Source organism: Lysinibacter cavernae (assembly GCF_011758565.1).
Taxonomy (GTDB): domain Bacteria; phylum Actinomycetota; class Actinomycetes; order Actinomycetales; family Microbacteriaceae; genus Lysinibacter; species Lysinibacter cavernae.
In genome coordinates, this window is the sequence record NZ_JAAMOX010000001.1 from 914,959 (window position 1) to 941,006 (window position 26,048).

13 protein-coding genes are annotated in these 26,048 nt (G+C 58.9%); 9 read left to right on the forward strand and 4 right to left on the reverse strand.

Annotated elements, in window-relative coordinates; genetic code table 11:
- Window positions 1–440 precede the first annotated feature (440 nt).
- Together FHX76_RS04185 and FHX76_RS04190 are read right to left on the reverse strand one after the other, a co-directional pair.
- Window positions 441–4,337, reverse strand: coding sequence for a DUF7507 domain-containing protein (locus tag FHX76_RS04185; RefSeq protein WP_167148208.1), 3,897 nt, complete (start codon window positions 4,335–4,337; stop codon window positions 441–443).
- 335 nt (window positions 4,338–4,672) lie between these two features.
- A complete protein-coding gene (locus FHX76_RS04190; RefSeq protein ID WP_167148210.1) occupies window positions 4,673–5,068 on the reverse strand; it encodes a hypothetical protein in 396 nt (131 codons plus the stop codon).
- Window positions 5,069–5,381: 313 nt separating this feature from the next.
- Here FHX76_RS04190 and FHX76_RS04195 point away from each other — a divergent pair, with 313 nt between their 5' ends.
- Entirely contained in the window at window positions 5,382–9,299 is a 3,918-nt protein-coding gene (locus tag FHX76_RS04195; protein WP_167148212.1) for a DUF7507 domain-containing protein, read from the forward strand.
- Window positions 9,300–9,407: 108 nt separating this feature from the next.
- On the opposite strand, the gene FHX76_RS16650 is transcribed toward FHX76_RS04195, so the two are convergent.
- Window positions 9,408–11,966 (reverse strand): LuxR C-terminal-related transcriptional regulator, encoded by a 2,559-nt coding sequence (locus tag FHX76_RS16650; protein ID WP_167148214.1) that lies wholly within the window; start codon window positions 11,964–11,966, stop codon window positions 9,408–9,410.
- Between the two features lie 1,605 nt (window positions 11,967–13,571).
- Here FHX76_RS16650 and FHX76_RS04205 point away from each other — a divergent pair.
- The 8 genes from FHX76_RS04205 (at window position 13,572) to FHX76_RS04240 (ending at window position 20,940) form a co-directional block, all read left to right on the forward strand.
- The gene (locus tag FHX76_RS04205; protein WP_167148216.1) at window positions 13,572–15,497 is read left to right on the forward strand and encodes a leucine-rich repeat domain-containing protein; all 1,926 of its coding nucleotides are present in this window, start codon (window positions 13,572–13,574) and stop codon (window positions 15,495–15,497) included.
- A 433-nt stretch (window positions 15,498–15,930) separates the two neighbouring features.
- Window positions 15,931–16,491 carry a hypothetical protein gene (locus tag FHX76_RS04210; protein ID WP_167148218.1) on the forward strand — a complete coding sequence of 187 codons (561 nt, stop codon included), beginning with the start codon at window positions 15,931–15,933 and terminating at the stop codon, window positions 16,489–16,491.
- A gap of 1 nt (window position 16,492) precedes the next feature.
- On the forward strand, window positions 16,493–17,812 hold the full coding sequence (locus FHX76_RS04215) for an RICIN domain-containing protein (RefSeq protein WP_167148220.1): 1,320 nt from the start codon (window positions 16,493–16,495) through the stop codon (window positions 17,810–17,812).
- A 122-nt stretch (window positions 17,813–17,934) separates the two neighbouring features.
- Window positions 17,935–18,474, forward strand: coding sequence for an alternate-type signal peptide domain-containing protein (locus FHX76_RS04220; protein WP_167148222.1), 540 nt, complete (start codon window positions 17,935–17,937; stop codon window positions 18,472–18,474).
- Between the two features lie 159 nt (window positions 18,475–18,633).
- On the forward strand, window positions 18,634–19,167 hold the full coding sequence (locus FHX76_RS04225; RefSeq protein WP_243848660.1) for a signal peptidase I: 534 nt from the start codon (window positions 18,634–18,636) through the stop codon (window positions 19,165–19,167).
- Window positions 19,160–19,720, forward strand: coding sequence for an alternate-type signal peptide domain-containing protein (locus tag FHX76_RS04230; RefSeq protein ID WP_167148226.1), 561 nt, complete (start codon window positions 19,160–19,162; stop codon window positions 19,718–19,720). Before FHX76_RS04225 ends, FHX76_RS04230 begins: the two co-directional genes overlap by 8 nt.
- 71 nt (window positions 19,721–19,791) lie before the next feature.
- The gene (locus tag FHX76_RS04235; RefSeq protein ID WP_167148228.1) at window positions 19,792–20,430 is read left to right on the forward strand and encodes an RNA polymerase sigma factor; all 639 of its coding nucleotides are present in this window, start codon (window positions 19,792–19,794) and stop codon (window positions 20,428–20,430) included.
- A gap of 126 nt (window positions 20,431–20,556) precedes the next feature.
- Window positions 20,557–20,940, forward strand: coding sequence for a cupin domain-containing protein (locus tag FHX76_RS04240; RefSeq protein ID WP_167148230.1), 384 nt, complete (start codon window positions 20,557–20,559; stop codon window positions 20,938–20,940).
- Between the two features lie 122 nt (window positions 20,941–21,062).
- Here FHX76_RS04240 and FHX76_RS04245 read toward each other — a convergent pair whose 3' ends face one another.
- On the reverse strand, window positions 21,063–25,658 hold the full coding sequence (locus FHX76_RS04245) for a DUF11 domain-containing protein (protein WP_167148232.1): 4,596 nt from the start codon (window positions 25,656–25,658) through the stop codon (window positions 21,063–21,065).
- Window positions 25,659–26,048 lie beyond the last annotated feature (390 nt).

Sequence of the window (26,048 nt, forward strand, 5' to 3'; positions counted from 1 at the left end):
TTATTTGTCAGACAGGACAAATGCCGCAAAAACCCTGCCATCTCGGTGGAATGTCTATGAACCATTCGGAACATTGAGAGTTATTGCATGTTGTCGCAACACAAAAAGCATTACAGAGTCTCAGAGGCTTCACAGGAATCGCACTTTGCGTACGGTAGAGTATTTATCCTCATTCAATTAAACGGCGCTTTTGCCGCGCCCCGGCGAGTGATCTCGCCCCATTCAGGTGATGTCGTCCCAGCCACGAACACATGCCGCCTGCATGGTAACGGAGGAGCAGACGCGGGCCGAGAACCCGCCTACTCATCGAGCCAACGATGAACCATGACGCACGACGGGGCGCCACACCTCAACAGTGTGACGCCCCTCTCCGCGTATGACCTACTCAGCTGCCGGGCGTGAACACGAGCGGACTGAGTCGAATCCTGGCAGCGAAGCGTTTACTCGACGCGACGCCCGAGCTTCCCTCGGTAACCGCGCAGAACGAAGAACCCGCCAATCAGCAGCCCAAGACCGCCAACGAGGGCAAGGACTCCCTGCCCCAACGAACCGGTCATTGCGAGTCCGGCCGGTTTGGTTCCGGGTGTCACGCCAGAACCAGGCTCTCCACCCGCCGGTGGTGCAAGTGACTCCGACACAACGGCAAGCGCGTTATCTTCGCCAGTCACCGTCTCACCGTTGACATCGGTAGCCGATGCCGCGACCTCGTTGAGGAGGTCCTCGTCCGTCACAAGGTTGGTAAGCACAACGACGTTGCTTTCGCCCGCGTTCATCTCACCAATCTGAATCGTTTTGTCAAGCTTCTCATCGGCAACCGTCACATCCGACAGGGGCAGGTTTCCGGTGTTTGTGGTCACGATACGCCAGTACGTCGCATCGCCCTTTGCTACCTCGGTGCTATCGAGCCACGGACCCTCTGGCCCTGTCGAAACTTGCTTGGTCACCGTGAGATCCGACTGAGCCCCAAAGTACCACGATGATGCGGCCGCAAGAAGGTCGCCCTCGCCTGCAGGATGTGCAGCCGCGGCCGTCACGGTGTTGTGGTACTGCCCGGTTATTGCCGTTCCTGGCGCAGAAAGGGTCACGGCCGCTCCTGGCGCAAGATGAGCAACTGTCTTGCTGAAGACGGTTTTGCCATCGCTATCAACATCCGACACCAGGATGTCGGTCAGCGGAAGGGTTCCGGTGTTGCTGACCGTATATTCCCAAGTCACAGCGCTTCCTGGCACAAGGAAGTCTCCAGGCGCCGAGGGAACCGTTTTTCCGTTGGTTGTCTTTGCCACGGTCAGCCCAGCCGCTCCGGCCAAATACCACGATTCGTCTGACTGCTGCTCCGGCTGAACGCCCAAGGGAGCGCCAGCGAAGTCAGAGGCTACTGCATGTGCAACGGCGGTGTTGTGGTACTGACCAGCGCTCGCAACATCGTTTGCTGTAAAGGTGCGTGACTGTCCTGGCAGCAACGGACCCGTGGCCGATGTGGTCGGCCGCAAGGTGCCCGTCGTTCCGTCGCCAGCGGTGTAGCTGTCCGTCACTGCAAGATCACGCAACGGAGTGTCACCCGTGTTCGTGATTTCGTATGTCCACTCAACATCGGAGCCAACCGCGACGGTCGCGCCAGGAGCCTCGGTGTAGGCGATTCCGTTGGTCCGTTTCGTCAGGGTGTAGGCGGGATGCCCGTCACCGATCGCGACCGCGGTGTTTGAGAGGAACGACCGAGGAGTGCCGCCGTAGATTCCGTCGAGCGTGAACGCGTTTGCCGCCCGCTCGTTAAACACGAGACCGTCATCCGCAGTCGTTGGCATCACGAGCGTCATGGATTGCCCGGCTGCGAGGGTTGGGATAGTCACCCGAACCGCCGTCGCGCCGACCGGGTTACTCGTCCAGGTTCCCGACGTTGCGTTGACCGCGTCCGTCGAGTACTCGGCAACCGCACCGGCGGGGAGTCCAGTGATTGGGCCAGAGCCAATCACCGAAAAGTTGCTCAGACGCTGGTCTTTTGGAGTTGGCAGGCGGTCAAAGGCAACCACGTCCGTCATATCGTTTGGCAGTGTGTTTGCAATAAACAGCTCCCAATCAACCGCGCCCTTTGACGTTGCGGCCGCGGTAATGCCCCATTCCGGCTGCTGATCGGTACGGACCTGTTTGGAGAGCAGGATGCCTCCGGCAGAGGTCACCGTGAGCGGCGCACTGCTCGTCGCAATCTGCGGAATTGTGGAGCCGAAGTACGCATCGGGAGCAAAGTATCCAGACCAGAAAGCCATCGGCATTCCGGAATACGTTGGCGACTCATCACGAAGCCACGAGCTCACACTCGCCGCAACGCCACCGCTTGTCAGGGCTTGCGGCATGGTGACTGTCGGAATCGAGTACCAGTAGCCATCGGCCTCAACCGCACGCTCCTTTGCCGTGCCTGCGGCATACACCGACTCGACGCTGTCAAACGTCAGTACAACGACCTGGTGAGTCCCCTGCGCGTCGGTCACCGTTTCAGTTGTGACCGTCGCACCGTCGCCGATGGCAGGAACAGGAAGGCCGCTGACCGAACTGGCCGAAAGCGCCGATACCCCAACCGAAGGGTCGTACGAGACGCCAACGGGGAGCACCACTCGAGCAACGGCACCTGGATAGGCAACACCGGCAGGGTTCACATTTGTCACGCCAACTTGGTAGTCGGTAGCCGCGCCAACCGTAATCGTGGTCGGAGCCTTCACCGTCGTGATCATGTTTACCCGGTCACGAAGCGTGAGCGTCAGCGGGTTGGAGGTACCGGCGACCGTCTCGCCGTCGGTGGTCACTCCGTCTGCCTTGGCAGTATTCACAATCGTTGTTGCCGAAAGGCTCGGATCTGACAGCGAGGCAAACGAGCTCATGTAGGCGGGCGTCACGCGGATCTCGGAGCCGCCAGGCATCCCCGCGGTTGCCGAAGCGTCCACAATGAAGCGCCAGCCGGTCATCCACTGTCCCGTTGGGATGACAACCTCACCAATAGGGCCACCGTCGATGAAGCCGCGTGAGCCATCGTTTGCGACGGAAATCGAGAACGTCGTCCTACCGGTCCGCATGGCAGGAATTGAGTAGTCCTGCCAGGTCTCGTTGGTGTTGGTGATGTATTGCAGCTTGACCGGTGCGTTGAGCGCTACAAGGGCAGGGCTGAACTGCGTGGTCAGGCGGAACAGCGACGCGTGGTCAAAGAACTCGGCGTTCTGTGCCGATTGTTGGGCCGAATCCTCAACAACCATGCGGTCGAGTCTGGCTTTCTCTATGCCTTCGGTGTACCCGGCCTTCACGAGGTAGGTGCTGAGGTACGATCCCGAATCGACCGGAGCGGAGTGCGCGCCGTTTGAGGGAATCGACTTCTCAACGGTAATCCCTTTGCCACCGAGAAGGTCGTTAAAGGCAGGCCCCTGTGCTGAGGCTGTCCCTCCCTGGTATACCTTGCCAACGCGGTCGGTGACCTCAAGGCTGACGGTATTTTGTGGCGGGGTGGTTCCATCGGCAAACTCGGATGCTGGGTAATACACCTGCAACCAGATTTGGGTATTTCCGGCGTCAAGATCGGCCGATCGCGGGCCGTATGCTGCGTTTCGTGTCCACACGGCAGTGGTCGTGCCATCACCATTCTCCGTGAGCTTCCAACTGCCAAGGGCCGTCGACTGGCCGGTGACCGTCGATCCAGCTGGCAGGGTGTCGGTGAGCGTCTGCGACCAGCTTGTTGCCGTAATTGTGGTAGCGCTCCAGTCAACGGTTCGCACGTTGAACGTATAGGTGACGGTGCGGTTATCGCTGCCGGCAAGCGTGGAGGCCTGCTTCTTTGGCAGGTAGTTCACCACGGCGTTTACCTCGGTTGATACCGAGTTGCGCTGTTGCGAATCGGCACCGTAAATCTCAGCGGTCAGCACGTCTCCCGGTGACTTCTGTTGGTTATCAACCTGCAGTACTGAGAAGGTGAACTGCACAAGAGGATTGGTCAGACCGCTCATCTCGAACGTGACGGTACGGGTGGTTTCATCCCAGGAAGCAGATGTGACGGGCGAGCCGGCGCCGGTTGGCACCTGATCAAACGCGATGCCTTCCGGCAGGACGACGCTTGCCGTTGCCTGAGCAATCGGATCCGAGGGCGAGGCCGCAGAAGATGCGGTAACGGTATAGGTAAATGGCGCGTAGAGCTGCACCGTAGTTGGTGCCGAAATCGCCAGCTCGATGTTTGGCTCTGCGGCCGTGGCAACGGCGGGAACGGCGAGCCCAAAGACTCCAGCGAGCAACGTCGCGACCAACGCAACAGCAAGTATTCGCAGGTGTTGCGCACGGCGGCGCAGCGAAATGAATCGTGTTTTCATACATCCCTTGGTGAGAAGTGGATTCGACACACAACATGCGTCCCCCGAATGATGAGGCACAACCCCTGTACCCCAGAAGCACTATCCCCATAGCGCCATTGCCTAAAAGTGTACGTTTGTATGCAGTTCCGAACAATGCTGTGGCGAGGATTCTCGGTTCGTTGCCAGCCAAAGACGCCTCAGAGACGATCACCGCATTCCCTCTGTATGTTTCCCGCCACCCCGAGAAACGCTCTCATGCATTGGTTCGTCTTCAAGTCCAGAGGGCCACCCGTGCACGAGGTCTGGCGCCCAAGCGTCCACGCACCTTATGGAGGCGGGACCGCGAGGGGCGATTATTCGGCCATTGCGTACACGGTGGTGCGGTGTGCTGCGGCCTCGGAGGCGAGCTGCTGAAGTGCGTTGATGAGGTCAGGTTTCTTGGTGGCTGCGGAGGTCACGCGGAGCGCATGAACGAACTCCTTGAGGCCCTGTACGCCGACCTCGGCACCGTATGGATGATCGTGACCATCGGCCCACCCGGTGAGTTCGTTGCCAGCCCGGACCATTGCAGGCAACCCGTGATAGTCCTCAACCGTTGTTCTGCCCCTGATCTCGCCCAACAGGGCATCGATGGTGGGCTGATCGACATCGACCATCATCAACCGCTCATCGAGTTCGTACCAGAATCGGTAGATGCCGGTGCAGGGTACCCCGCACTCCGGGCAGACCTCTTCCAGGGAAGCCTGCATCACAACCTCCAGGCTTCGAGGTTCCGCTCCCCCGCTCTGACACACCCGCAACATCTCACGCACACGTGAAATATACATCCACAATTTCCGAATGCCCTGGGAGAGTCAGCTGCTGTCAGGGGCAGTCACCAGCCACTGAGTACGGATCCCGTCCCGTTGGCGGCCCAGTGGAGGAAGTCGGCAAGGCAGTGGTCTGGCGCCCAACCTGGCGACAATCACGTTGGCGCATTTTGCTGGCTCTCAGTGGATCCACATGCTAAACCTTTAACATCTGCTCGGGGTTCTAAACATCACGTGACTTGGGGGGAAGTTCATGTCTATTTTTGCGATTCATCTGCAGAGTTCAACACTCGCTCACACAAACGGTCGGCGCACGTTCCACAGGGCGGTTGTCGTCGGGCTGATCGTCTCGCTGCTGCTCGTGCTCCTCCCCCGCGTCACCGCACACGCCGCAACTGGCGACTACACAATTGAGATGACAGGCCCAACCACGGTTCCAGTCAGCGAATCCGTTGTCTACGATGTGACGCTCCGAGCCGAGGCAAACACGGGCGCACCACTCACTGGCGTGACGCTGACGGCCGTCCTTGCCGCTGGGTTGTCATTTGACCCCACCTCGATAGACACGAGTCCAAGTTCACCAGTTGCATCCGCCAGCTACGCAGCTGGCACACGAACCGTCACAATCGTGATGAGGGACCTGTCCAACGCGCTGAGCTCATTTTCGTTTTCGACAATACCGACCAACCGTGCCCTCAAGAGTGACGCCACCGTATACTCCAGCACACTGAGCGGGTCGACGTCGGCCAATGGAGTGACTCCGGAACCTTCAACCGTCGTCACCCAGGTCACCGGCAATTACAATTACTCACCAGCAAAGACAGCTACCACGCTCGGCGGATCAAATAACCGTCTCGTCACCTACTACTTCAACGTCTTCACCGATGACTACACGGCAACAACCAACACCTTTACCTCCGCCGCACAGCGACTCACCGATGAGTTCCCGGCTGGAACAATTCTTCGTCAGATCTCCACCGGTCAAGGTTCATGGAACGTTACAGCCACGCCGGGCGACGTCACAACGGCACCGTGGCAAGCGACCTGGACAAACACCTCCAACTACGGCCCCAGTTCGATCGGGATTTCGGGAACCTTTGACACGATTTTCATCATCGTTGAATATCCCGAAGGCGCGACATTCCCCAACGGCAGCCGACCACCGGTTAATACAGTTGGTCTTGAGGTACTTCCAGTTGGCGGAAATGCGAGCGATCCTACTGCCTGGCGACTCAACGACGTCCCAGAACGCCGACTGGCATCTGCTCAGGGCCCTGTCATGAACGAATCAACGGGCAACCCCGTCTTCAGCGTCATCAAAGCAGGCCAAAACAGCGCAATCTCCGGTAACTTTCAAAACAACTACACCGTTTCCGCTTCGTACAGCGATGGCGGGTCTGGGCAAACGCTCATAAATTGGACGGTAGAGGACTCCGCAAGGTCGCTTGGTAACCAAGCGTTCTGGGGCCATACCGAAATCAGACGACTCGCGATTCAACCAAACCCCGCGTTGCAGACAGCAAACACTCCGTTTGTTGTCGAATACACCTACGCTGATCTCAACGCCCCAACGACAGACGCACCGTGGAAGCAGGTTGGTGCTGGGCTTGACGGCACGGGAACTCCAACGGTGTTCCTCAGTGGAGCTGGAGCCCAAAGCATCGTGTTCAATAACACGGGTTCTACACGGTACAAAGAGTTCGCCGCCTGGATACAAGAAGACATCCCGGTCGGAACGGTCATCACGGGGTGGCGCGTTGTCCTTGGCACGGCAGGAGAACCGGCGCCAAGCGGCGCGCAGGTGCTCATGACCGCGAACTACACGTCCATGTACGCTTCCTACATTGACGGCTCAACGTCAACGGCCGCAATTCGGAATACAGCCCAAGCGTCTGCCGTGATGAGCGGAGGCGGGACGATTGCGCCGGTCACCAACTCCTATGCGGTGACCTTTCTTAACTCGGCAAATGTCACCACAAATCTCACCGCCCCGACGTCACTGCAGGTCAACGGCGCCGGCACCTACGTGGCAGGAATCGTGAATCAGAACACCAACGCCTCACACAACGGCGCCGTGCTCAAGGTTGTCCTTCCCACCGGAATCCTCTACGACGAAACCGTTGGAGTAACACCCTACGCGGCAACCGTGCGAGGAACAGGACAACCAATTCCGCCACTTGGCGACGGCGTCACCCTCACCACGGAGATGATTGCAGGACCAGATGGACCGCAGCAGGTGGTGACTCTCACGTTTGCGGAGCTGCCATCAATGCGTCCGGTTGGGGGCCCAAGTGACCTATTTATTGGGACGGATGGCTACCGATACAACGTCCCTGTCATTGCGCTCGCAAACGCCTATATCCCGGGGAACCCAACACTTCCGGTTGAGAGCTGGGCATTCAGCAACGACCCGGCGTTTGCAGGCGTTCCAGCGCGCGGTGACGCCTCGTACTTCCGGGATGACACCCACGACTTCGACCCGGATCGCACGTCAATCGCACGGGCACTTGGCAGTAGCGTGCTCACGGCAGCTGGCGGACTCCTCATCTCAAAAACCTCGAGCGCGACGGGCGAAACAGATACCTGGGCACCAATCTCAGTTGTCTCAAGTGGGTCAACAGCCTATTGGCAAATTCAGATCCGAAACATTCTCCCCAATGAGGTCACGGATGCCGTCTTCTTTGACCGGCTCCCCCAGCGTGGCGACGACAGGCAATCCCAATTTGACACAACGCTTGCCGGCCCGATTACGGGACTCCCGGCCGGCCTCCAGGTCGAGTACTCGACCGATGCAACTGACGCCACAAGCGGCACCTGGTCTCCGAACCCCGCTGGCGCAACGGCCTTCCGAATCACGGCACCGCTCCTCGCGTCAGAAGAGAACCTCCTCATTCAGGTGCCCACAACAATTCCGCAGGACTCCAACGCGAGTTCGCAGGTCAGCAATAATGTTCAAGCGCTCGCCACGTACTCCGGCTCGCCTTCAGCGTTTGCCTCGAATGATGCGGTCATGAGCGTTGCGGCCGAGCCCTCCTTCACCCTGGTCAAGAAGACCAACGGCGTGGTGTACGGCGCTGCGCCGGGTGCCATCGTAGCGTCGGGAAGCACGGTGACGTGGACCTACGAGTTGCACAACACTGGAAACGCTCCCCTCGAAGGAATCAGCGTCACCGACTCGTACACCAACGGTGACGGCACAACGGGAACGCTGACACCGTCAACACCAGAGACGGGGCCGTTGCTTCCCGGCGACACCCGTGTTTTTCAGGCATCCGATACCGCAATCGTTGGCCAATATCACAACGTAGCAACGGCTACCGCAACCGCAATCGACCCCAACGGAATACCGTTCAACGAACAGCCTGAGCCGGCAACTGACGAGTCCTGGTACAACGCGGGTGTTGCCGGACTCACCGTATTCAAAACAACAAACGGTCAGGATGTGACAACCGCCCCAGGGCCAAAGCTCCCACACGGCAGTGACGTTCGCTGGGAGTACACGGTCACGAACACGGGACAACTGCCCCTCGCTGATGTTCAAGTTACGGACACAACAGCGTCAGGAGAGCTTGTCTTCGAGGATGCTATCGCGCTGCTCAACCCCGGCGAATCAGTCACCCTTGAATCCACGGGCAAAGCGGTCGAAGGGCAGTATCAGAATACGGTTGTGGCCGAAGCCCCGAACCCCGCTGGAGGGACTCCGCTTGCCGCATCCGACACCTCCTGGTACTTCGGCACCACGACGGGTGTAGCGGTTGAAAAACGCGTTTCGGACTCGCAGGACGGCCCATGGAGCGAAACGCTGACGGTTGACTCAGGCACAACGGTCTTTTGGCAAATAACGGTGACAAATCACGGTAATGTTCCTGTCGACGCGGTTGAAATTCAAGACGCGGCACTCAACGAATCTGCAACCGTTGGCCCTCTCTCCCCAGGAGAATCTGCAACCACCGTCTTTACGCAGCAGCATGTCACTGCCTCGCTGATGAACGTGGTTGTCGCGCAACCGTCTGGGTCAGCCGAGGAGTCTTCCGACACCGCAAAGGTCACCGTCAACTCGCCCACCGGCCTGCTCACCCAGACAGGGGTCAACGGCGGCTGGCTTGCACTCCTCCTGTTCCCGATCATGGGTGCCGGCCTGGCCCTCATTCTTTGGCGTCGGAGAGCCTGAGCCTCGCTGACGGGCCAGTCGCCCATCGGGGAAGCACAGCGTGGAACGCAGCGAAACGTTGGATGCCCTGGCTCGGCTGGCCTCGCCGGAACGAGGCGAGGTCTTCGCCTATCGGTTGAGGAGGTGGGACCGAATATCCTGCCTCCTACTTACATCGAGTTTGCGCATGATTCTGTGCATATGCGTTTCCACGGTCCGAACGCTCAGGACAAGGCGTGCCGCAATCTCTTGATTTGAGCGGCCGGCCACAGCCATTTGTGCAACTTCGCGTTCTCGGTCGGTGAGCGCAACAGATCCGGTGTTTGACCGAGCCAGGTCGACACGTTCGTTCCCAAACGCCTCACGTATGCCCGCAATCCTCGTTGTGGCAGAAAGCGCCACATCGGTCCGTCCTTGTTGCCCGGCAACAGTCTTGACCTGTTGAAGGGCTCGTATGGCCGCACCAATTCGACCGGACAATTGAAACGCAGCTGCCGCTTCGAGCATGCCTTCCAGGTCAGCGTCCAACGTAGCTTCGAAGTATTCAAGCTGAGCGCGAAAGGCCGTTTCTCCTTCCACCTGAGCAAGATACGACCTGGCTTCACGAACTCGATCCTGTGTTGGGTCGATCTCAACGGCAGCGAGAAGCCCAGACAGCGCAGCGAATCGAGCCTGTCGAGCCCAGAGATCGATTGACGCGTCCCGGATGAGTGTTGCGGCCTCCGCCGGTTGACCGTTAAACACAAGAAGCTGAGCCTGCGCCCAAGCCCTCGACTGCCCAGGGAGGGGCCCGTCGCTTTGGGCAAGACGCTCGACATCGGCAAGGCGCTGCTCCCCCGTGGCAATGTGTCCGTTACGGATTGCGGTCAGCGCCCCGACCGACAACAGCGCCAGCTGGTTACCGGCGGGAAACGGCGTTGGAACACCGACCGCGAGAATGGAATCCACGAGGCTGTCAAGATCGCTGGTTTCCCCGACCTGTACCCGTGCCACCATCGAGCCAGCACCAAATACTCTGAGGCCCTCAATATCAAGATAGCTGTTGGCCTCATCAAGGCCTCGGATGAGCAGCTCCGAACACCTCGTGTAGTCGCCCTGCCCCAGAAACGTCGCGGCGAACAGCGCGCGCGGTCCCGTCGCAGGCTCGGTGAGCTGTTCCAACTCGGAATACACGCGCTGGGCGTCTCCGAAGCGAGCCGTTGCCACCAGCACAAAGAGCTGGACCTGGAGGAGCTTGATCTTTACCGAATCAGGAAGATCATCCGTCACCTCGATGAGTTCTGAGAAGTCAGGCGGTAAATTGCCCATGCTGAATCGAATCTCGACCTCAGTCGCGTCAAGGATTCGGCCGAATACACCGAGCCCTTCACGGCTGCCGCGTGCGCAGAGCAGGGCCGCATCGAGATCTTGGTCAACATATGCTATCCAACGGCACTCAAGGTTGATCATCATGGCCTGATTGAACAGGTCTTCAGCAGCGCGGTCAGTACTCGAAAACACGCGTTCTACGATTGCACGCGTCGCCGGAGAAATCGTTTGACTCAGCGCCTCAATGTACCGCATTGCGTTTGACGGAATGGGGGAATTCTCCCATTCTGTCGCGGTAACCAGACGCAGCGCACGCACGCGCTCATGCAGCAGGCGAACGAATATTGCGTCTCGCTCAGACGAACGTTCAATCTGCAGTTGTTGATCGTGGAACACACCCTGTTCAGATTCGGCCGTCCCAAGTTTCTCCCTGATCAGCTCAGTCAAGCGAATCCGGCGGACACTGAGTGGTTCGTGTCTAAAATACTCAACAAGCATGGGCGGGGTAACGGTCACCAACTGGGATTGCCCCCGTTGGATGATGGCAACAAGCGACCGCTCTTGCAAGAGCTCAAGCGTCTCCCAGTCAACAAGTTTCCGAACGGTGGACAGCGAGGCAAACCCCGCTATGGCAATAATCTCAAGGGCATCCCGAGTGCTCTCGTTGAGCCCTTCAAGATAGCTCTCGAGAACGGCTCGCAAGCTCATACTCCACAGTTCTCGTGTTGCCAACAGCTTCCCGCGTCGACGTTCAAGACTTCCATCACGGAGTGTTGCGTCAACAAGATTCACCGCGAGACCAATATTCCCACCGGTCTCACCGTATATACGGCTCACTGTGCTTGCTTCAATTGGAGCATCAAGGTAACTCGATAGTGCCCGTTCCATGTCCTCAAACCGAAGCGGAGCCATATCGATCACGTACGCCGGTTCAAGCGTGGATGCTCGTAATCCGCTTGGCGTATGCCTGGCGCGAAGCCCTTGAAGGCGAGACAAGATCACGGGTACACCAAGTGTTCGACGGCTCGATTCGGTAACACCCCATGATGACTCATCCAGGTCGTCCCAATCGTCAAGAACGATGATCGATCGAGGCCCTTCCAATCGCTGCCTCAATGCTGAAGCGGTGTCCTGCAGGCTACTGACGGAACGATTCTCGCCGCCGATTCCAGAGAGATGAAGAGCGGCGAGTGGGTGCTGACGCAACGACGCAATCCCCCGAATAGTGACAACAGACCAATCGTCGTCTTCTAGCCGAAGCCGAAGCGCTTTCAGGAAGGTACTCCGTCCGCTTCCGCGGGCCCCCACAACGTCCACGCTGATACCGGCCCGAACAAACTCTATGGCTTGCCCAAGACTTTCCTCACGTCCAACGATCACTGGTGCCCGCTTCCTCACGAGGTGGTCCCGATGTGACAAAGACTACTCGGATTTAGCGTGTGCGCAATGAGGTTGATTTCGCAGAACGATGTAGCCATTAGCGGTGTCCTTCATGAACCAAAACTAATCGAGAGAATACAAAAGAAGATTTGGGGCCCTGGCGCATGTAAGGGGGGTCGCATGAACCAGGGCCCAAGGCCGAAGCCTTCTGCTGCAGAGCGATGATGACATCGAGCGACTCTGCTGCACATCGAATAGCGTCCAGCGGCTAATCCTTGGTTAGGGGTGTATCACAAGGGCCTAAGGGACAAGCTATTCGTTACTGACGCGAGTGGAGAACTTCTCAGCGGTGCGAGAAGAAACTCGTCTCAGCGACGCCGAGACGCACGTATCGTCCGTCTGGGCGCTCTTAAACGTAAGCGTTGAACACACCCGGACTCTCGCTATCCGCGAGACATCAGTAGGGCAAGCCGTTGAGCTGAGTAGAACCGAACGCCACGTACGTAGCGGCAAAGGGCTACAAACCTGAGCCCCAGCCTGATCGCCGAGACGCGGAGATCTTGCAAACGTTGTGTGTTGATATGTCATGGTAACGATTGGCAGCCGGCCAGCGCTCTGGCGCTCCACACTCACCGCCCCTTCGTCTTCGTTCTTGGTCGATACCCGGCAAAACACAAGAGAGCGTGCGAGGCAGCAAACGCTGGCTCACACGCTCTCTCTGGTGGGCGCCACCAGCCGTTGAAGCCCAAAGGGACAGGAACCTCAACGTTGAATCAACGGACAACATCGGTGATCTCGCTGTACAGGGATACCGCTCAACCACGCGACGAAGCCGCGCGCAGAAGCCAGCACGAAGCGAGACCGTCACGGATGACTGACCCGCAGAAACATCTCACGCCGACGCCTGCACCCAGCGCATTCCGCCGACCGTAGTGGTTGCGGAGCTCATGGGCTTATCTCAATGGTGAGGCATGACTACCCAGATCTGGCGATCCCTCAGCCCAGATACGTAACAAAACGACGAGGAGATAAGTAGTCCTGCCATTCGTCTACGCAGCAATGGTGTGTTGCCTGCGATCGACGCGTATAACTCAGGCAGGCTGTTTCAGGTCGCAGGGCCGCGTCCCGTTCGGGATGCCCTCAGACTCACGAGGACCACGTCTTCCTAGAATGGGCGACTGACACAGCAGACAAGGCCGACGAGCACGTAGGCGCCGCGTATCCATCACGTATCGCTCACGGTATTCATACGTACATCCGGGGCATTCGTGGGTTGCGGCCACAATCTGATCTTTAATGAACATGAGGTTGTCCGGGGAGAATCTCGAGCGGAATGATCGCCATTCCGATGCTGGATTCTTGAACCTCAAGAAGGTTAACCAATACGGTAGCCGGGTCATGAGACTGCGGCTACGAAGCAAACATAGGGGCTGGTTGTAGGGACCAGAAACAGGCCTGATGGCGCCGCAATCGCTACGCAACACATGTCACATGTGACGCGCAGACGCTTCGGCGCCGCAAGCCTGCAATCGCTGCTGCAAACACCTGACCACCGGTCTCAGGTGTATTGCACTGCGCTCGCAATTAACTGAGGGAAAGAACTTCATGGCAAAAGACAACATGACTCGACTATCGCGGCAAGGGGTGCCCATCGCCGTCTCACTCTCACTGGCTTGGTTGCTGGTCGCTGGTGTCGGCGGGGCCGCATCGGCCACGAACGAACAGACCGACCCAAGCAACAGCTCCGGCCAAGGAATCGAACAGATTTCACCCACCGACGGGGCCGGTGGCGAGGGGCAATCCGCCGCTACGACTGCGGTGACCGGCCTGACTGCAGCCGAGCTCGCCGCTCCCGTGGAATGGGATGTAATGTTCCACGATGCCGCGCTTCGCACGTTAGTCCAAGAGGCGCTCGCACGTCTCGGCGTCGCGCCGGATAATGCGGTGCTCAGCGATCTTGGCAAGATTCAATCGTTATCCGGAGCGGATCGGGGAATCTCCAACCTCGACGGCATTGCGAATCTGACACAATTGACGAGCCTCCACCTGCTCAACAACCCGGTCACAAGCCTCAACGCGCTTTCCGGAATGTCTCAACTGCAGGCTCTCACCGTTGATGGAGCACAGCTCCAAAACTTCGACGGACTCACTGCGTTGCCAAACCTCACGGGTCTCTCAGTGCGGGACAATCAGATCACGAGTCTCGCAGGAATCTCGAACCTGAGCGCGCTCACAAGCCTGACCATTTCTGGCAACAAACTCACGAGCCTCGACGGCATCGCAGGCCTCACGAACCTCTCCGGACTCGACGTGTCAAACAACCAGCTCAGTTCGATCGACGTCACCGCGAACACTGCCCTGCGAGTGCTCGATGCAGCGGGTAACGCGGCACTCGAGCCTTCAGTAAGCTTCGTTCGAGGTGGTGCAACTCAATCGTTCCGGTTCGCGTCAACAACCGCAAATACGACCGGAATCAATACCATGGGCGGCGCCTACACGCTTAACGGCGGGCAGTACTCCTATGTCTATTCGAACGGCACCGGAAACTCGTCTGCCTTCTTCGGGCAAGAGTATGAGGTCGCAAACATTGACAGAACTCAGCCCCTCACGATGGGCACCACGTCGCGTGGTGTCACAAACTCCGATTTGTACAATGACACCATCAAGCGAAGCGAAGTTCGCACGGTCGATGACGACGGAACGATCCTGCATACCGTGACCATCGAGAACGTATCGGCAGCCCCCATCACCTCTGCCTTCAACCAAATGATTGATACCGAGCTCAACGGCAACGATTCTGTCGCACTTGTCTCCGACGGCCAGGGCGGGGCAACCCTGCGCGACGACGCAATGGAGTTGTCTCTGCAACCCGTTGATGGCATCCAAGATATGTGGGCTGGTAGGTGGGGCGCCGGGTCAGGACCGTTGCTTACGGAGTTCATCACAGACGGGCTCGTGACCAATACGGCGGGGCACACTCGTGACGAGGTACTGGCAACGGGCGTCGACTCGGCCGTCTACTACAGCACACCGTCCGTGACTCTTGCACCCGCTCAGACGTACACATTCTCATATCGAGAGTCGCTCTACCTCGCAAACGACCCGTATTCGATTCGTGTCAACTACGTTGCGAACGATGCGGTGACCGGCGAACCAACCACAGTTGGCCAGATCTCTCAGGACGGCGAACTCGACTCCGTTTGGGACCTGACCGGGCTGCCCGGCATGCCAGTAGGCTACGTACTCGACGCTGGCCGTCCCTCCCCCACCAGTGCAACCTATGGGGCAGCTGGACACCTCTCGACGGTGACTATCTATGTCGTGGCAGAACCCGCCACAACTCCGGCCGACCCGACCAGTCCAAAGGATGCTTCCGCTCCGTTGGCAACCACAGCATCCACCGGAAACACGGCTGGCAATACGCTCACCGTGACTGGCGCCGACACCTTCTCGTCCCTGCTGTGGGCACTCGGTCTCGCGGCCGCAGGGGCGCTCGCCCTTGTGCTTCGACGACGCTCCACACAACGCTAGCGACAATCGAGAGCAGTGTCCGATGGGTGAGCTATGGTTCAAGCCGCCCATCGGACACACCACACAGATCACGCCTGCGAGGCTTGAGTAAACACAACGGATTGCATGCAACCGAATCCTGGCGCCAGCCGAGCGTCGTAACGCGGCGCCCAACCCTCCAACGAACATCAACTGCTCACGTCGCCCAGCGGAATGCTTTTTGCACAAGAACGCTGACCAGTCGTGACCTGTCGCATCCGAACCGGCCCTGATGTGTTGGCCCCTCGATAGGCCGGTTCCGAGCGAGGATCGATCAATTCGACCCCCTGCGGCCCTCTCATCGGCGTCGGCCAAAGGCCCACGCAAACGTTATTTTCTCGAGAACGTTATGAAATTCTCTCCTCGTCATCTCTGTACTGAATACCCCGCTACCGGGGCAAAAGGAGAAACAATCATGACGAACATTCACACCGGTGCTCGCAGAAGGACGACACAACTGCTTGTTGCTTGCGGCGTGATCGGCGGAGCCACTGTGCTCGGTCTTGCCTCAGCAGGCGGAACCCTTGCTGCGCTTTCGGCGAGCCAAACGATTCCGGGTGCAACACTCACGGCCGGGTCCCTTGACCTGACGCTGAATGGAGCGAGCACGGTCACCCTTGATGAGTTCTCGGTCCTCCCTGGCGCTCCTCAGGTTGCTCCGGTCACTGTCGAAAACATCGGAACCACACCGATGGGTCTCACAACAACGATCGCCGTGAGCACGTCGGCCGCAATCAACGACCACTTCACAGCACGCGTCACTCCCGTGCCGAGCGCAACCACCTGTGTCCCAGGGCTTGCAGGAGCAGCGGACACGCTGGACGGATTTGCTGCCTCCGAGTTCGCCGACGTAGACCCAGGCGAATCGATCGTTGTTTGCCTCGAACTCATGCTCGACGAGGCGACGCCGGTCGCGTTGAGCGGCCAGTCCGCTTCGTTCACAGCCACCGTAACTGGATCACAGAAAGCACGATGAGATGACCACCACTCGTACTCGCAATATGCCTCAAATCAGTCGCCGCACCAAGCTGACCTCCTGTATCGCGGCTGTAGCAGCGTTTCTCGTAGCGTTGAGCGCGGCGCCAGCGGTTGCCTCTTGGTCGGCAACAGCTGCGGCTAGCAGTGCCGTCACAACTCCAACCGTGTCAATCGCACAGTCGGGGTTCGACGGGCTGAGCACTACGTTTCAACGAAACAGTAGCGACCAACGCGGTGGTTTCACCGTGACAAACACCGGTGCAATCGCGGGTACGTCCAGCCTCAGCGTGTCTGCGACGGGCGGAAATGCTGCCGGGATTGCCGTACGTGTGTGGCCGGCTTTCTCTGTTCAGGAATGTACCAACAACCCCGTACCTGCGAGCGCTGCACAAGGGACCTGGGCCTCGTTCCCAGTCCCAGCACCGACAACGCTTGAGCCGGGAACCTCACTGACCTACTGCGTGAACTCGACCGCCGGCGACCCCGATTCGCTTGCAAGCGCCTCAGGCTCCCAGAACATGACGATGACCGCAACCGCTCAGCTCCGCGTGAGCTCATGGTTGGCGGTTGCACCAGCATCGGCAACGTTCACCACACAGGGGTTCTTCCCACTTGCTTCTGTTCCTATGGTGGGGAACCAGAACAACTGGTTCGAGGTCAGATCTGTCAGCCGACCGAGTCAATGCTTGGACGTTTATAGTTCAGCCGCATCCGCAGGAACCGCCGTTCAGCTTTGGACTTGTGGACTGCAAGCAAACCAGCGTTTTGAAATCTATCCCCTGCAGAACGGTCAATCAGGGATTCGTCCGAGGACTTCTGCGGAGATTTCCATCGGGCAATCCGCGAATACGAGCGTGCTTGCCGCTACCGGAAGTTCCTCCGCGAACTGGCGGATCGAGCAGGCCACCCCGACGAGCTATCAGCTGCTCAATGCCGATACCAAGCTCTGTCTCACGGTGGTCGATACGACCCAGAGCGCGTTGTCCACCTGTACTGGCGACGCGTCCCAGCAGTTCACCCTGACTCGAGACCCACTCACCTGTTCAGCAGCCGGGGCGAACATCAACTTCCTGTTCAACTCAGCATCGCACACACGGGCCTACACGATACAGAACAAGGTTGGTGCGGGTCCATGGACAAACGCTTACACGACGCCAACCCTCACAGTGACCAGTTATGGGCTGACCCGTTCAATGTTCCTTGCAGGGGACGCGACGCTAGACATTCGGGTTGTTGATCCCCAGGGGAATGTGCTCTACAGCGGCATGACCGCCGTCACCACGGGCACCAGCATTGCCTGCGGCGCCGGCTTCGCCTGATCAAACCCTCATGAACCACAAAAAAACTTGAGACGGGCGTTATGGATGCATACGTTTCGCGTCTCTTCAATGAAGCACACAAGAAGACCGCTTCACCTTCACCACAAACAAAGGAAACCCACATGAACAAGCTGACCAAAAGCACCCTCGCCGTCACAACCGGAATTGCTCTTCTCATGGGAGGGGCAGGAACCCTCGCCTTCTGGAACGACACCATTGATGCAGGATCCACCGGCTCAATCACGGCAGGTACGCTCTCGTTGTCAAATTCAAGCGCCGGCACGTGGACCGACCAGAACGGCCAGGGTATCGATATCGCCAACTTCCGTGCGGTTCCGGGCGACACCCTTACCTACAACACAACGGTCGATGTTGCCGCAATTGGTGACAACCTGACGGGCACCATCGAAATTGGCACTGCCTCGATCGCACCAGCTACAGCGGGCGTCTCCGATACGGAGCTCGCAGCCCTTCTCACCGACTCCGCAACCTTTACGGTCAACGGCTCAGCGGGAAGCACGTTCACGGCAACCGGCACGCCTCAGTCTGTTGGAGTCACTGTCACCATCACCTGGCCATCGGGAACCCCCGCAGCTGACAACCTCGCAAAACTCGGCAATGTCTCGCTTGCAGACTTCGCTATCACGGCGACCCAAGCCTAATCCGCGCTGGGCGGGGATAATCATCCCCGCCCCGGCTCCTCTGTCTGACTACCCAAAGGGAACGAACGATTGATGTCCACTCACACCACCTCCGCAACGGATAGGTCGCCCGGCGGCCTCGCCAACAAGTCGCTTAGGTTTGCAGGGAGCGCCATCGGAATGCTGATATTGGTTGGGCTACTGCTCGTTGCGGGTGCCACGATAGCCATCCCCGCAATAATCGGAGCCACTCCCCTCGCGGTTCTCACCTCGTCGATGGAACCAACCTACCCACCTGGAACCCTCGTGGTGGTGCGGCCAACTCCTGCGGATGAAATCCGGGTGGGAGACGTGATTACCTTTCAACTGAAATCCGGGCAACAAGCGGTCGTCACACATCGCGTCGTCGAGAACGCGGTGAATTCTTCCGGTGAGCATGTCTTTCAGACACAGGGTGATCATAATCCCTCACCAGATGTCCAACCGGTGAGGGAGGTTCAGCTGAAGGGAAAACTCATCTACGCTGTTCCCGCCCTCGGCTGGGTTCAAAACGCGCTCAACGGCGACACCCGTGCGCTCCTCATCCCCTTCATTGCCGGTGGGCTGTTTCTGTACGCAGCAATCACCCTCGTGAGAGCTGCGGTAGATCGCAGAAAGGCAAAATCACCGAGTCCAAATTGCGCCTATGGGAGGTCTCAATTACGCCATGAATAAGCTCACCAAAAGCCTCATCGCAACAGCCACGGGCACCGCCCTCCTCATTGGGGGCGGTGGCACGCTTGCCGCTTGGAACAGCGGAGCGTTCGCTTCCCTCGCGGCAACCATCAGTGCCGGCGACCTGAGTCTTTCTGCTCCGGAGCCGGGGAAATGGTCGAACAGCACAGGCGAGACCATCAACCTTGACGAATACCGTGTTGCGCCCGGCGACATTCTTCTGTACGAAACCACAGTTGATCTCACTGCAAAAGGCGACAACCTGCACGGGGAAATAACCCTCGACCCGACATCTATCAGCCCAGCAAATCCAGGAAAGCCAGAAGACGTGGCCCTCGCGACCCGTCTGCTGAAGTCAGCCGCTATCGCTGTCAACGGACGCAGTGAGGCGGTGTTCACGGCGTCACCCGGAACCCAGCAAATTCGAGTTTCGACAACAATCTCCTGGCCAGACGAAGAACTCCCCGCGTTAGATAACACTGCGATGCAGGGCAGCGTTATATTGTCGGGGCTCACGTTTACCGCGACACAAACCATTCCCTCGTCTGACTAACACCCCGCGCCCTCAACTTCGCAACTATCAATTATTTGGCCCGGACAATAAAGAAGGTAGATAATTCTCTAATGGAACGAACACAGGCCGACGGAAGCGTGAGCGATACCGAGCTCGTTGAACGATTCCGGTCAGGCGATTCCGAAGCGGCTGCTATTTTGCATCACCGTCATTACGAAATGGCTATTCGACTTGCTCGCCGCACCGGTCCGCACCCAAATGATGCCGAGGAGATCGCGAGCGATTCATTCTCCAGGGTACTTGAGGCAATTCGCAAGGGTGGCGGCCCGACCGATTCTTTCTCTCTCTACCTTCGCTCCACCGTTCGTAACGCTTCCTTTAGCGAGCTTCGACACCGCGCACGGATGCGCACGATTGATAATGTCGAGCGTGTCGTTATCGACCATGTGCCTGACCACGCCGACTTTGGACGAGATCTAGATTTCGACCTCACCGAGGCCTTTGCCGGGCTCTCAGAGAGACACCGCCAGGTGCTAACTTCTCGCATTCTGGAAGGAAAGTCAAACCGTGAATCAGCGGCTGAACTCCAGATGACCCCAACGGGAGAGGCCATGCTCTATCATCGGGCCAGACGAGCGCTCAAGAGAAGCTATCTCGAAAGCGACGGGGGTCGCCTGTACCTGGCGATGGCCGCGATACGCGGGCGAATGCATTTGCGCTCCCGCGAAGACAACACGACTGACAGCTAACCAACGTCACGCTCACCGGCAAGGGTTTTTGCCACAACCCGGTTGTTGACGAGCCGGTTTCCCTGATCCTTCTCGGCAACCGCCAAGGCCACAGAAACGATCGTTTCTGCGGCCTAGAATATTCCCATGACGAGTCTTCACGGAATCAATATCGCTGCCGAGCTTGCTCAGGTTCAAACCTATTGGACACCTCGAGTTGTCGGTCGGGTCAACGACCAATACGTCAAAGTAGCCAAACTGCTCGGTGAGCTGGTGTGGCACGCCCACGATGCCGAGGACGAAATGTTCCTGGTCGTATCGGGCCGGCTTCGCATTCAGCTCCCCGACGACCAGGAGGTTGTGCTCGAACCTGGGCAGTTCTACGTCGTGCCCCGAGGCGTGCAGCATAATCCGATCGCAGATGAGGTAGTGGAGATTGTCCTGATCGAAACGGTGACCACCGCACACACGGGTGACGTTATTGTCGATGGCACCGTTCCGGTCGATGAACAACTTGGAAGCTTCCGCTAGTCAAACGACACAGAGCGTGTTGTCCAGCTGTACTGGCGACACGTCCCAGCCGTTCTCCGTGACACGCGGGAATCTCGCATCCGCTGCCCGTCGCCTACCCAAACTCCGTTCGGGGGCCGGTGTTAGCGCCCTCCTCGCAGCCCTGAGCGGCGACGCCGAAGCAGCGCGCCGCCAACGATAATCCCAAATCCGGCCAGTAGGAACGGAAGGGTGTTGCTCGGCGTGCCGGTGACGGCCAATCCCCCACCGTGAGCCCCACCCGGGTTTGACGGCGCTGGCGAGACACCGGGCACGATGGTCGTATTGGTACAGGATGCCTCAACTTCGCTCCAGCCAATTGGGGGCGCAACCTCAACACAGTTGGCGATTGGGCTGCTTGCCTCGGTGGATAAGCGTGCTGTCACGCGCAGCTCAATATCGGTTCCCGCTGCCAGCCCCGGCAGAATCCAGCTCACAACGTTGTCTGCCGCTGTTCCACCTTCTGTCGCAGAATCGAAAGTCAGCCCCTTCGGCAGGGCATCCGTGACAACGATCTCGTTTGCGTCAAGGGCACCGGTATTGGATACGCGGATGGACCAGGTGATTTCGCCTCCGGGTGATACCGTCGCTGGCCCAGTCTTCTTCACCTCAATGCTCGAGTCAGGGGCATCAACACAGGCGTAGGCGGCGTCTTCGATACCGTCGCCCGAAACCGTCGCGGTATTTGCCAACCCGCCGCCCGAATCACACTGCCATTGTCCGGCAGTCAGCCCACCGGGAACAAGCACAGACACCTCCACCCTGTAGCGGTGCACATCACCTGCGCCAATGGGTATGTCGGACGCGACCCTGACGACCGTGTCACCGTTCCAATCCGGGTTTACCTCGATATCACCTGGGCTGACGTTCTCAACCTGCGGCGAATCGGGGCTGATGTTCTCACCAAACGCGAGTGCATCGTCCAAGGAATACTGTTCATCAAACGCACCAGCGTTCGTGACCACCAACTCGTACGTGATGAGCCCAACGCCGTCAGGACCAACGGCGGAGTCGAGAACGGACTTCTCCACCGTCACGTCAGTTGGCGCTGCGACAAGCGCCGCAGTGTCGCTGGCATCATCAACCTGACCAAAACGATCTTCAATCTCCGCTTCGACACTATTCGTTTGGGTTCCAGCGGCTGGGATCACGACGCGGAACGTCAGTGTGGCCGAGTCGCCAGCTGCCAACTGGCCAACAAGCCACTCTGGGACAAACCCGGCAACGTCTCCCACCGATGCCTCGGCGGAACCGGGAACAAACGTGAGCCCGGCAGGGAGTACATCGGTAACCGTTACTGCACCGTCAATGGCTGAGGTGTTGGTCACGACGATTCGGAACGTTCCCTCGCCCCCGCGTCGAACGGTGTGGGTCTCGGCCCAGACGGAATCGTCAGAAGCCACACACACGTTCGGGTCGGCCGCGGTACAGGTCTGTTTGGCGACGGCAATCTGCGGAGCCTGCACCTGAATCGGAACATCCGGCGAGGAAACCGGAAGCGCGAGCACCTCAGGATTGACGCGTCCGCGGAATCGGTTGGTATAGATGTCCCCCGTAACGTCGCCCGTTGGGACGAGGCTCAGTTGCCAGGTGAGCGTTTCGAACGGGTCCAACACCTGAGGAGCCGGCAAGGCAAGGCTCACGAACCGAACTGCGGTCACCTCTGCGGCGCTTGGGCAACCCGCCGAACCAATCTCAGTCACCGCACATGACCAGATGCCTGTGCCCGGCGCAACATACCAGGCGTCTCCCGGAGAACCGGGATCGGCAAATCCATCAACCACGCCGTCTTGGGCATCAAGAACGGCAGGGTCTTGTGTTGTGACCAAGCTCACCATCGTGTCGGGAAGCCCGCTCACGGAGATACCGCTAAACCCTCCAGAGAAGGATGATGCTGGCAACCGCCCATCACCGTTTGCCGGCAGGACGTCGACAGTGTCGAGCCTGGTCATCACATTCGACGTGGCGTTTCGCACCGTGAGGTCCCAGACGAGCGGCCCCGCAAGCGGCCGATAGGCCGTTGCTGTCGACTTCGTCGCGTATACCGTGGCACCCGCGACGACCTGAATAGTCACTGAGTCTGAGCGCTGGGCCTCGGTGGATGGGTCATCAGGCGAACTTGCGACGGCCGTGTTCCGGTATTGCAAGCCGTTCGCCGCATCCACCGGAATCCTGGCCGAGTAGTGCAAGGCGGGAATGACAGTGCCAGGAGTAACGTCACCCAGAAGCCAGCGGACGCCATAGTTTGTTCCACCCGGAGTAGGAGACCAGTCGCTTCCGTCACACAGACCGCAGAACTCGACCTGCGCGCCCGGCGGAACCGTGACGCTCAACGGATTCACTGTCAGCCGCGGCGTTGTCGCCGGCATAAGGTCGGTAATCACAACATCGCGAAGTGGGTCTCCAACAGCACCGTTGGTTGCCGCTGTCGGCTGCAGCGTAAAGCTCGCATCCGTACCGGGGGCCACTTGCCCTCCAGACCCCGGAATCTGCTCAGCAACGGTTTTGTCGACACGAACCTCGCCAGGAACCAAGCGCGCACGATCCCCAGTTGTTGTCCCTGCGAATGCAACCGGATCAAACGAATTGAGCAGCCAGGCTGGAGTCGTGCCGGTACGAAACCTGCCGAAGTTCGTGAGAAGCGTGCCGTCAGGGTTGTTTGCGGGGTCAAGCGTTGACGGCCCGGTGAAACGAAGACCCGTCGACATCACGACGCTTGCCCCAATTGGCACGGGTACGAGCATACGGATTCGAACTCGGTCTACGCTGTCACGGAATCCGTCACTCGTGAGGGCACCGCCGAGCGCAACGGCGCTTGGATCTGTCGACCACGTTGCGTCGCTATCCTCACACGTTGTTGCCCTCATCTGAGCAAACGTCTGAGGATACGAGGCAGGCGCACCGAATTCAATGACATACGCGTCGGTGGGAAGATTCAGCGACGACGATCGGGTGGGCACGCTTGAGCCAGAAAGCGCGGTCAACTGCTGAGACGATCGGTCGAAGACATCACACACGATGACGTTTTCAGATTCGGCAAGCGTGCGCGAAAAGTCCAACCTTGAGATCACTTGACTCCCTGGCGATACCCTCAAATCACCGGTACGGATGCCGGTAGCCCCCGCTGGGTTACTTCCCGTGATGTAGTCGCGGTACGACTTGGATGCCGTATAGGAACCCGCGTTAATTGAGAGCGCCGTCGAGTTGTTTTCGAGCGGTTCCGTACCGTCGCCGTAGTTTGACCGGCCAGTGACATCATCGGGATCAAAATCGGTGAACTGGTTGCGCACGGTGAGCTGTCCGCCAGCGTCAAGCACATCCTGAATAGGAATCCACACAACGATCGCGCCGCTCGCTACCCAGTACTCCCCCGTTGGAAGCGGGTTATTGGTCGCCGTCAACGTTGGATAGGACAGGCCTCGAGTATCGGTCCCAGTCAACGTCAGATCAAACGTGCCTCCTGGAGTCTCGTCACTCACGCAGGACAACACACCGGAGTCAACAACCGCGTTGTTCACGTTAGCGCCCGGTTTTGTCAAGCTTGAATGCGGCAGTGGCGTAATCGAACCGAACGTGCCGCCTTGGGTACAGCCGGAGACACCGGTTCCCCAGTTCATCAGGCGGGCGTTTGGCGAGTACGCGCCAAGGTCATCCGTAAAGGTGATGGGCGAAGCAAGCTGCGTGATCCCCTTCAGCCCTTCCTCGCCGGTTCGGGTTGGGTGCTTGACGGTGATTCCGATACCGTACATGCGCCAGTGACCCTGCTCGGTTCCTCCGGCCCCTGGTCCCGTCGCTACACCGCTGAGTGTGAGAGGAACCTTACGGAGGTCGTAAAAGGCCGCAGCCGAGACGGTTGTTGACACGGTGTTTGACTGCACGGGAACTGGAGTTTCCTGGTCCCCCGCGCTGAACGAAACGTCCTTCGACTCGCCGTTCAGAGACGCGGTCGTGACCAGAGCAATAGGGCTAATCTCCTTCGAGGATGAACTCGTCGACGATAACGTTTGGCAGATCAGGACCCGGCGGTCACCACCCGGAGCACCCGTTACCGAGTCGTACACGCCTGTCACATTTGGCACGGTACCAAGGCCGTCACACTGCGGAGGCGCCGCACGCCACTCCATCCCCGACGGCAGCGTTGAGGTCAGGTAGGGGTTGGTTGAGGCCGTGTTTGTGTTGAAGTTAAAGCGGTACTGCACGGTGTCGTTGGTGCGCACGATGCCGTTCTGTGGACCGCTATCATTTCCGGGGTCATCGTCGGCATCGAAGACAGCGGTGCCGTCGGTTAAGACCGCAGCAAGCGTATCGGAAACCGAGAATACTCCGATGCCCGGGTCATCCGCTGCGTCCGAAGGCGGTTGCTCCGGCGGCGGTACGTCGTCTGGGGCTTCCAGCTCCTGCGGCGAAGGCTCGGAGGGGGCAGAAGGTTCTGACGCGGTGGTTGGCGCGGATGTTTCGTTGGGAAGGTCGGGCTGCAATAAGAGATCGTCCTCGCCCGTCGGCGTTGAAGGCTCCGCAGCCGGTGTGGACTCCGCCGGTTGGACGGCGGGCGGCTGGACGGCGGGCGGTTCAGGCGTTGGAGAAAGGGCGGTGGCCCCTGTTGGCACAAAGGCCAAAGACATCGCAACCGCACACACGACGGTCGCGGTAAAACGACGCGCGGCTGGCGAACTCTTTGGTCCGTTGATTCGTCCTAGCATCTGTCTGTCCGATCGCCAATGCCCAAGGGCAATATCGAGTGTGGAGCGATGCTCTATCGGGCTTAAGAGGCAAGGGGCTTTCAACCGAGTCACGATCGCATCCCCCCAGCCTCCGTTGGCTGTCAATGCATGACCCTGCGAAAATCCTAACAAAAGTACGTCATACGTGACGTACTTTTTTTGAGGAGCTCCACGGGCTCCGAGCCTGCGGAGAACCTGCACGATCACCTCGTCGGCCTGATCTTAAAAAGCAGGTTCTGCACGCAACCCTACGATGTAAAAAACGGGGCGTGAGTGGATTTCCATGCATACTCTGCGCTCCCAATGACAACAAGGCCGGGCCTCAAACGACACCGGTCGGCGAGCATGTCAGTGCATTCCTCAGTGAGC

Excerpts from the sequence above, each read along its gene's own strand:
- FHX76_RS04195 (WP_167148212.1), top strand. The coding sequence starts at position 5,382 with ATGTCTATTTTTGCGATTCATCTGCAGAGTTCAACACTCGCTCACACA.
- FHX76_RS04235 (WP_167148228.1), top strand. The coding sequence starts at position 19,792 with ATGGAACGAACACAGGCCGACGGAAGCGTGAGCGATACCGAGCTCGTT.
- FHX76_RS04185 (WP_167148208.1), bottom strand. The coding sequence starts at position 4,337 with ATGAAAACACGATTCATTTCGCTGCGCCGCCGTGCGCAACACCTGCGA.
- FHX76_RS04220 (WP_167148222.1), top strand. The coding sequence starts at position 17,935 with ATGAACAAGCTGACCAAAAGCACCCTCGCCGTCACAACCGGAATTGCT.
- FHX76_RS04230 (WP_167148226.1), top strand. The coding sequence starts at position 19,160 with ATGAATAAGCTCACCAAAAGCCTCATCGCAACAGCCACGGGCACCGCC.
- FHX76_RS04240 (WP_167148230.1), top strand. The coding sequence starts at position 20,557 with ATGACGAGTCTTCACGGAATCAATATCGCTGCCGAGCTTGCTCAGGTT.
- FHX76_RS04210 (WP_167148218.1), top strand. The coding sequence starts at position 15,931 with ATGACGAACATTCACACCGGTGCTCGCAGAAGGACGACACAACTGCTT.
- FHX76_RS04205 (WP_167148216.1), top strand. The coding sequence starts at position 13,572 with ATGGCAAAAGACAACATGACTCGACTATCGCGGCAAGGGGTGCCCATC.
- FHX76_RS04245 (WP_167148232.1), bottom strand. The coding sequence starts at position 25,658 with ATGCTAGGACGAATCAACGGACCAAAGAGTTCGCCAGCCGCGCGTCGT.
- FHX76_RS04215 (WP_167148220.1), top strand. The coding sequence starts at position 16,493 with ATGACCACCACTCGTACTCGCAATATGCCTCAAATCAGTCGCCGCACC.
- FHX76_RS04225 (WP_243848660.1), top strand. The coding sequence starts at position 18,634 with ATGCTGATATTGGTTGGGCTACTGCTCGTTGCGGGTGCCACGATAGCC.
- FHX76_RS04190 (WP_167148210.1), bottom strand. The coding sequence starts at position 5,068 with ATGCAGGCTTCCCTGGAAGAGGTCTGCCCGGAGTGCGGGGTACCCTGC.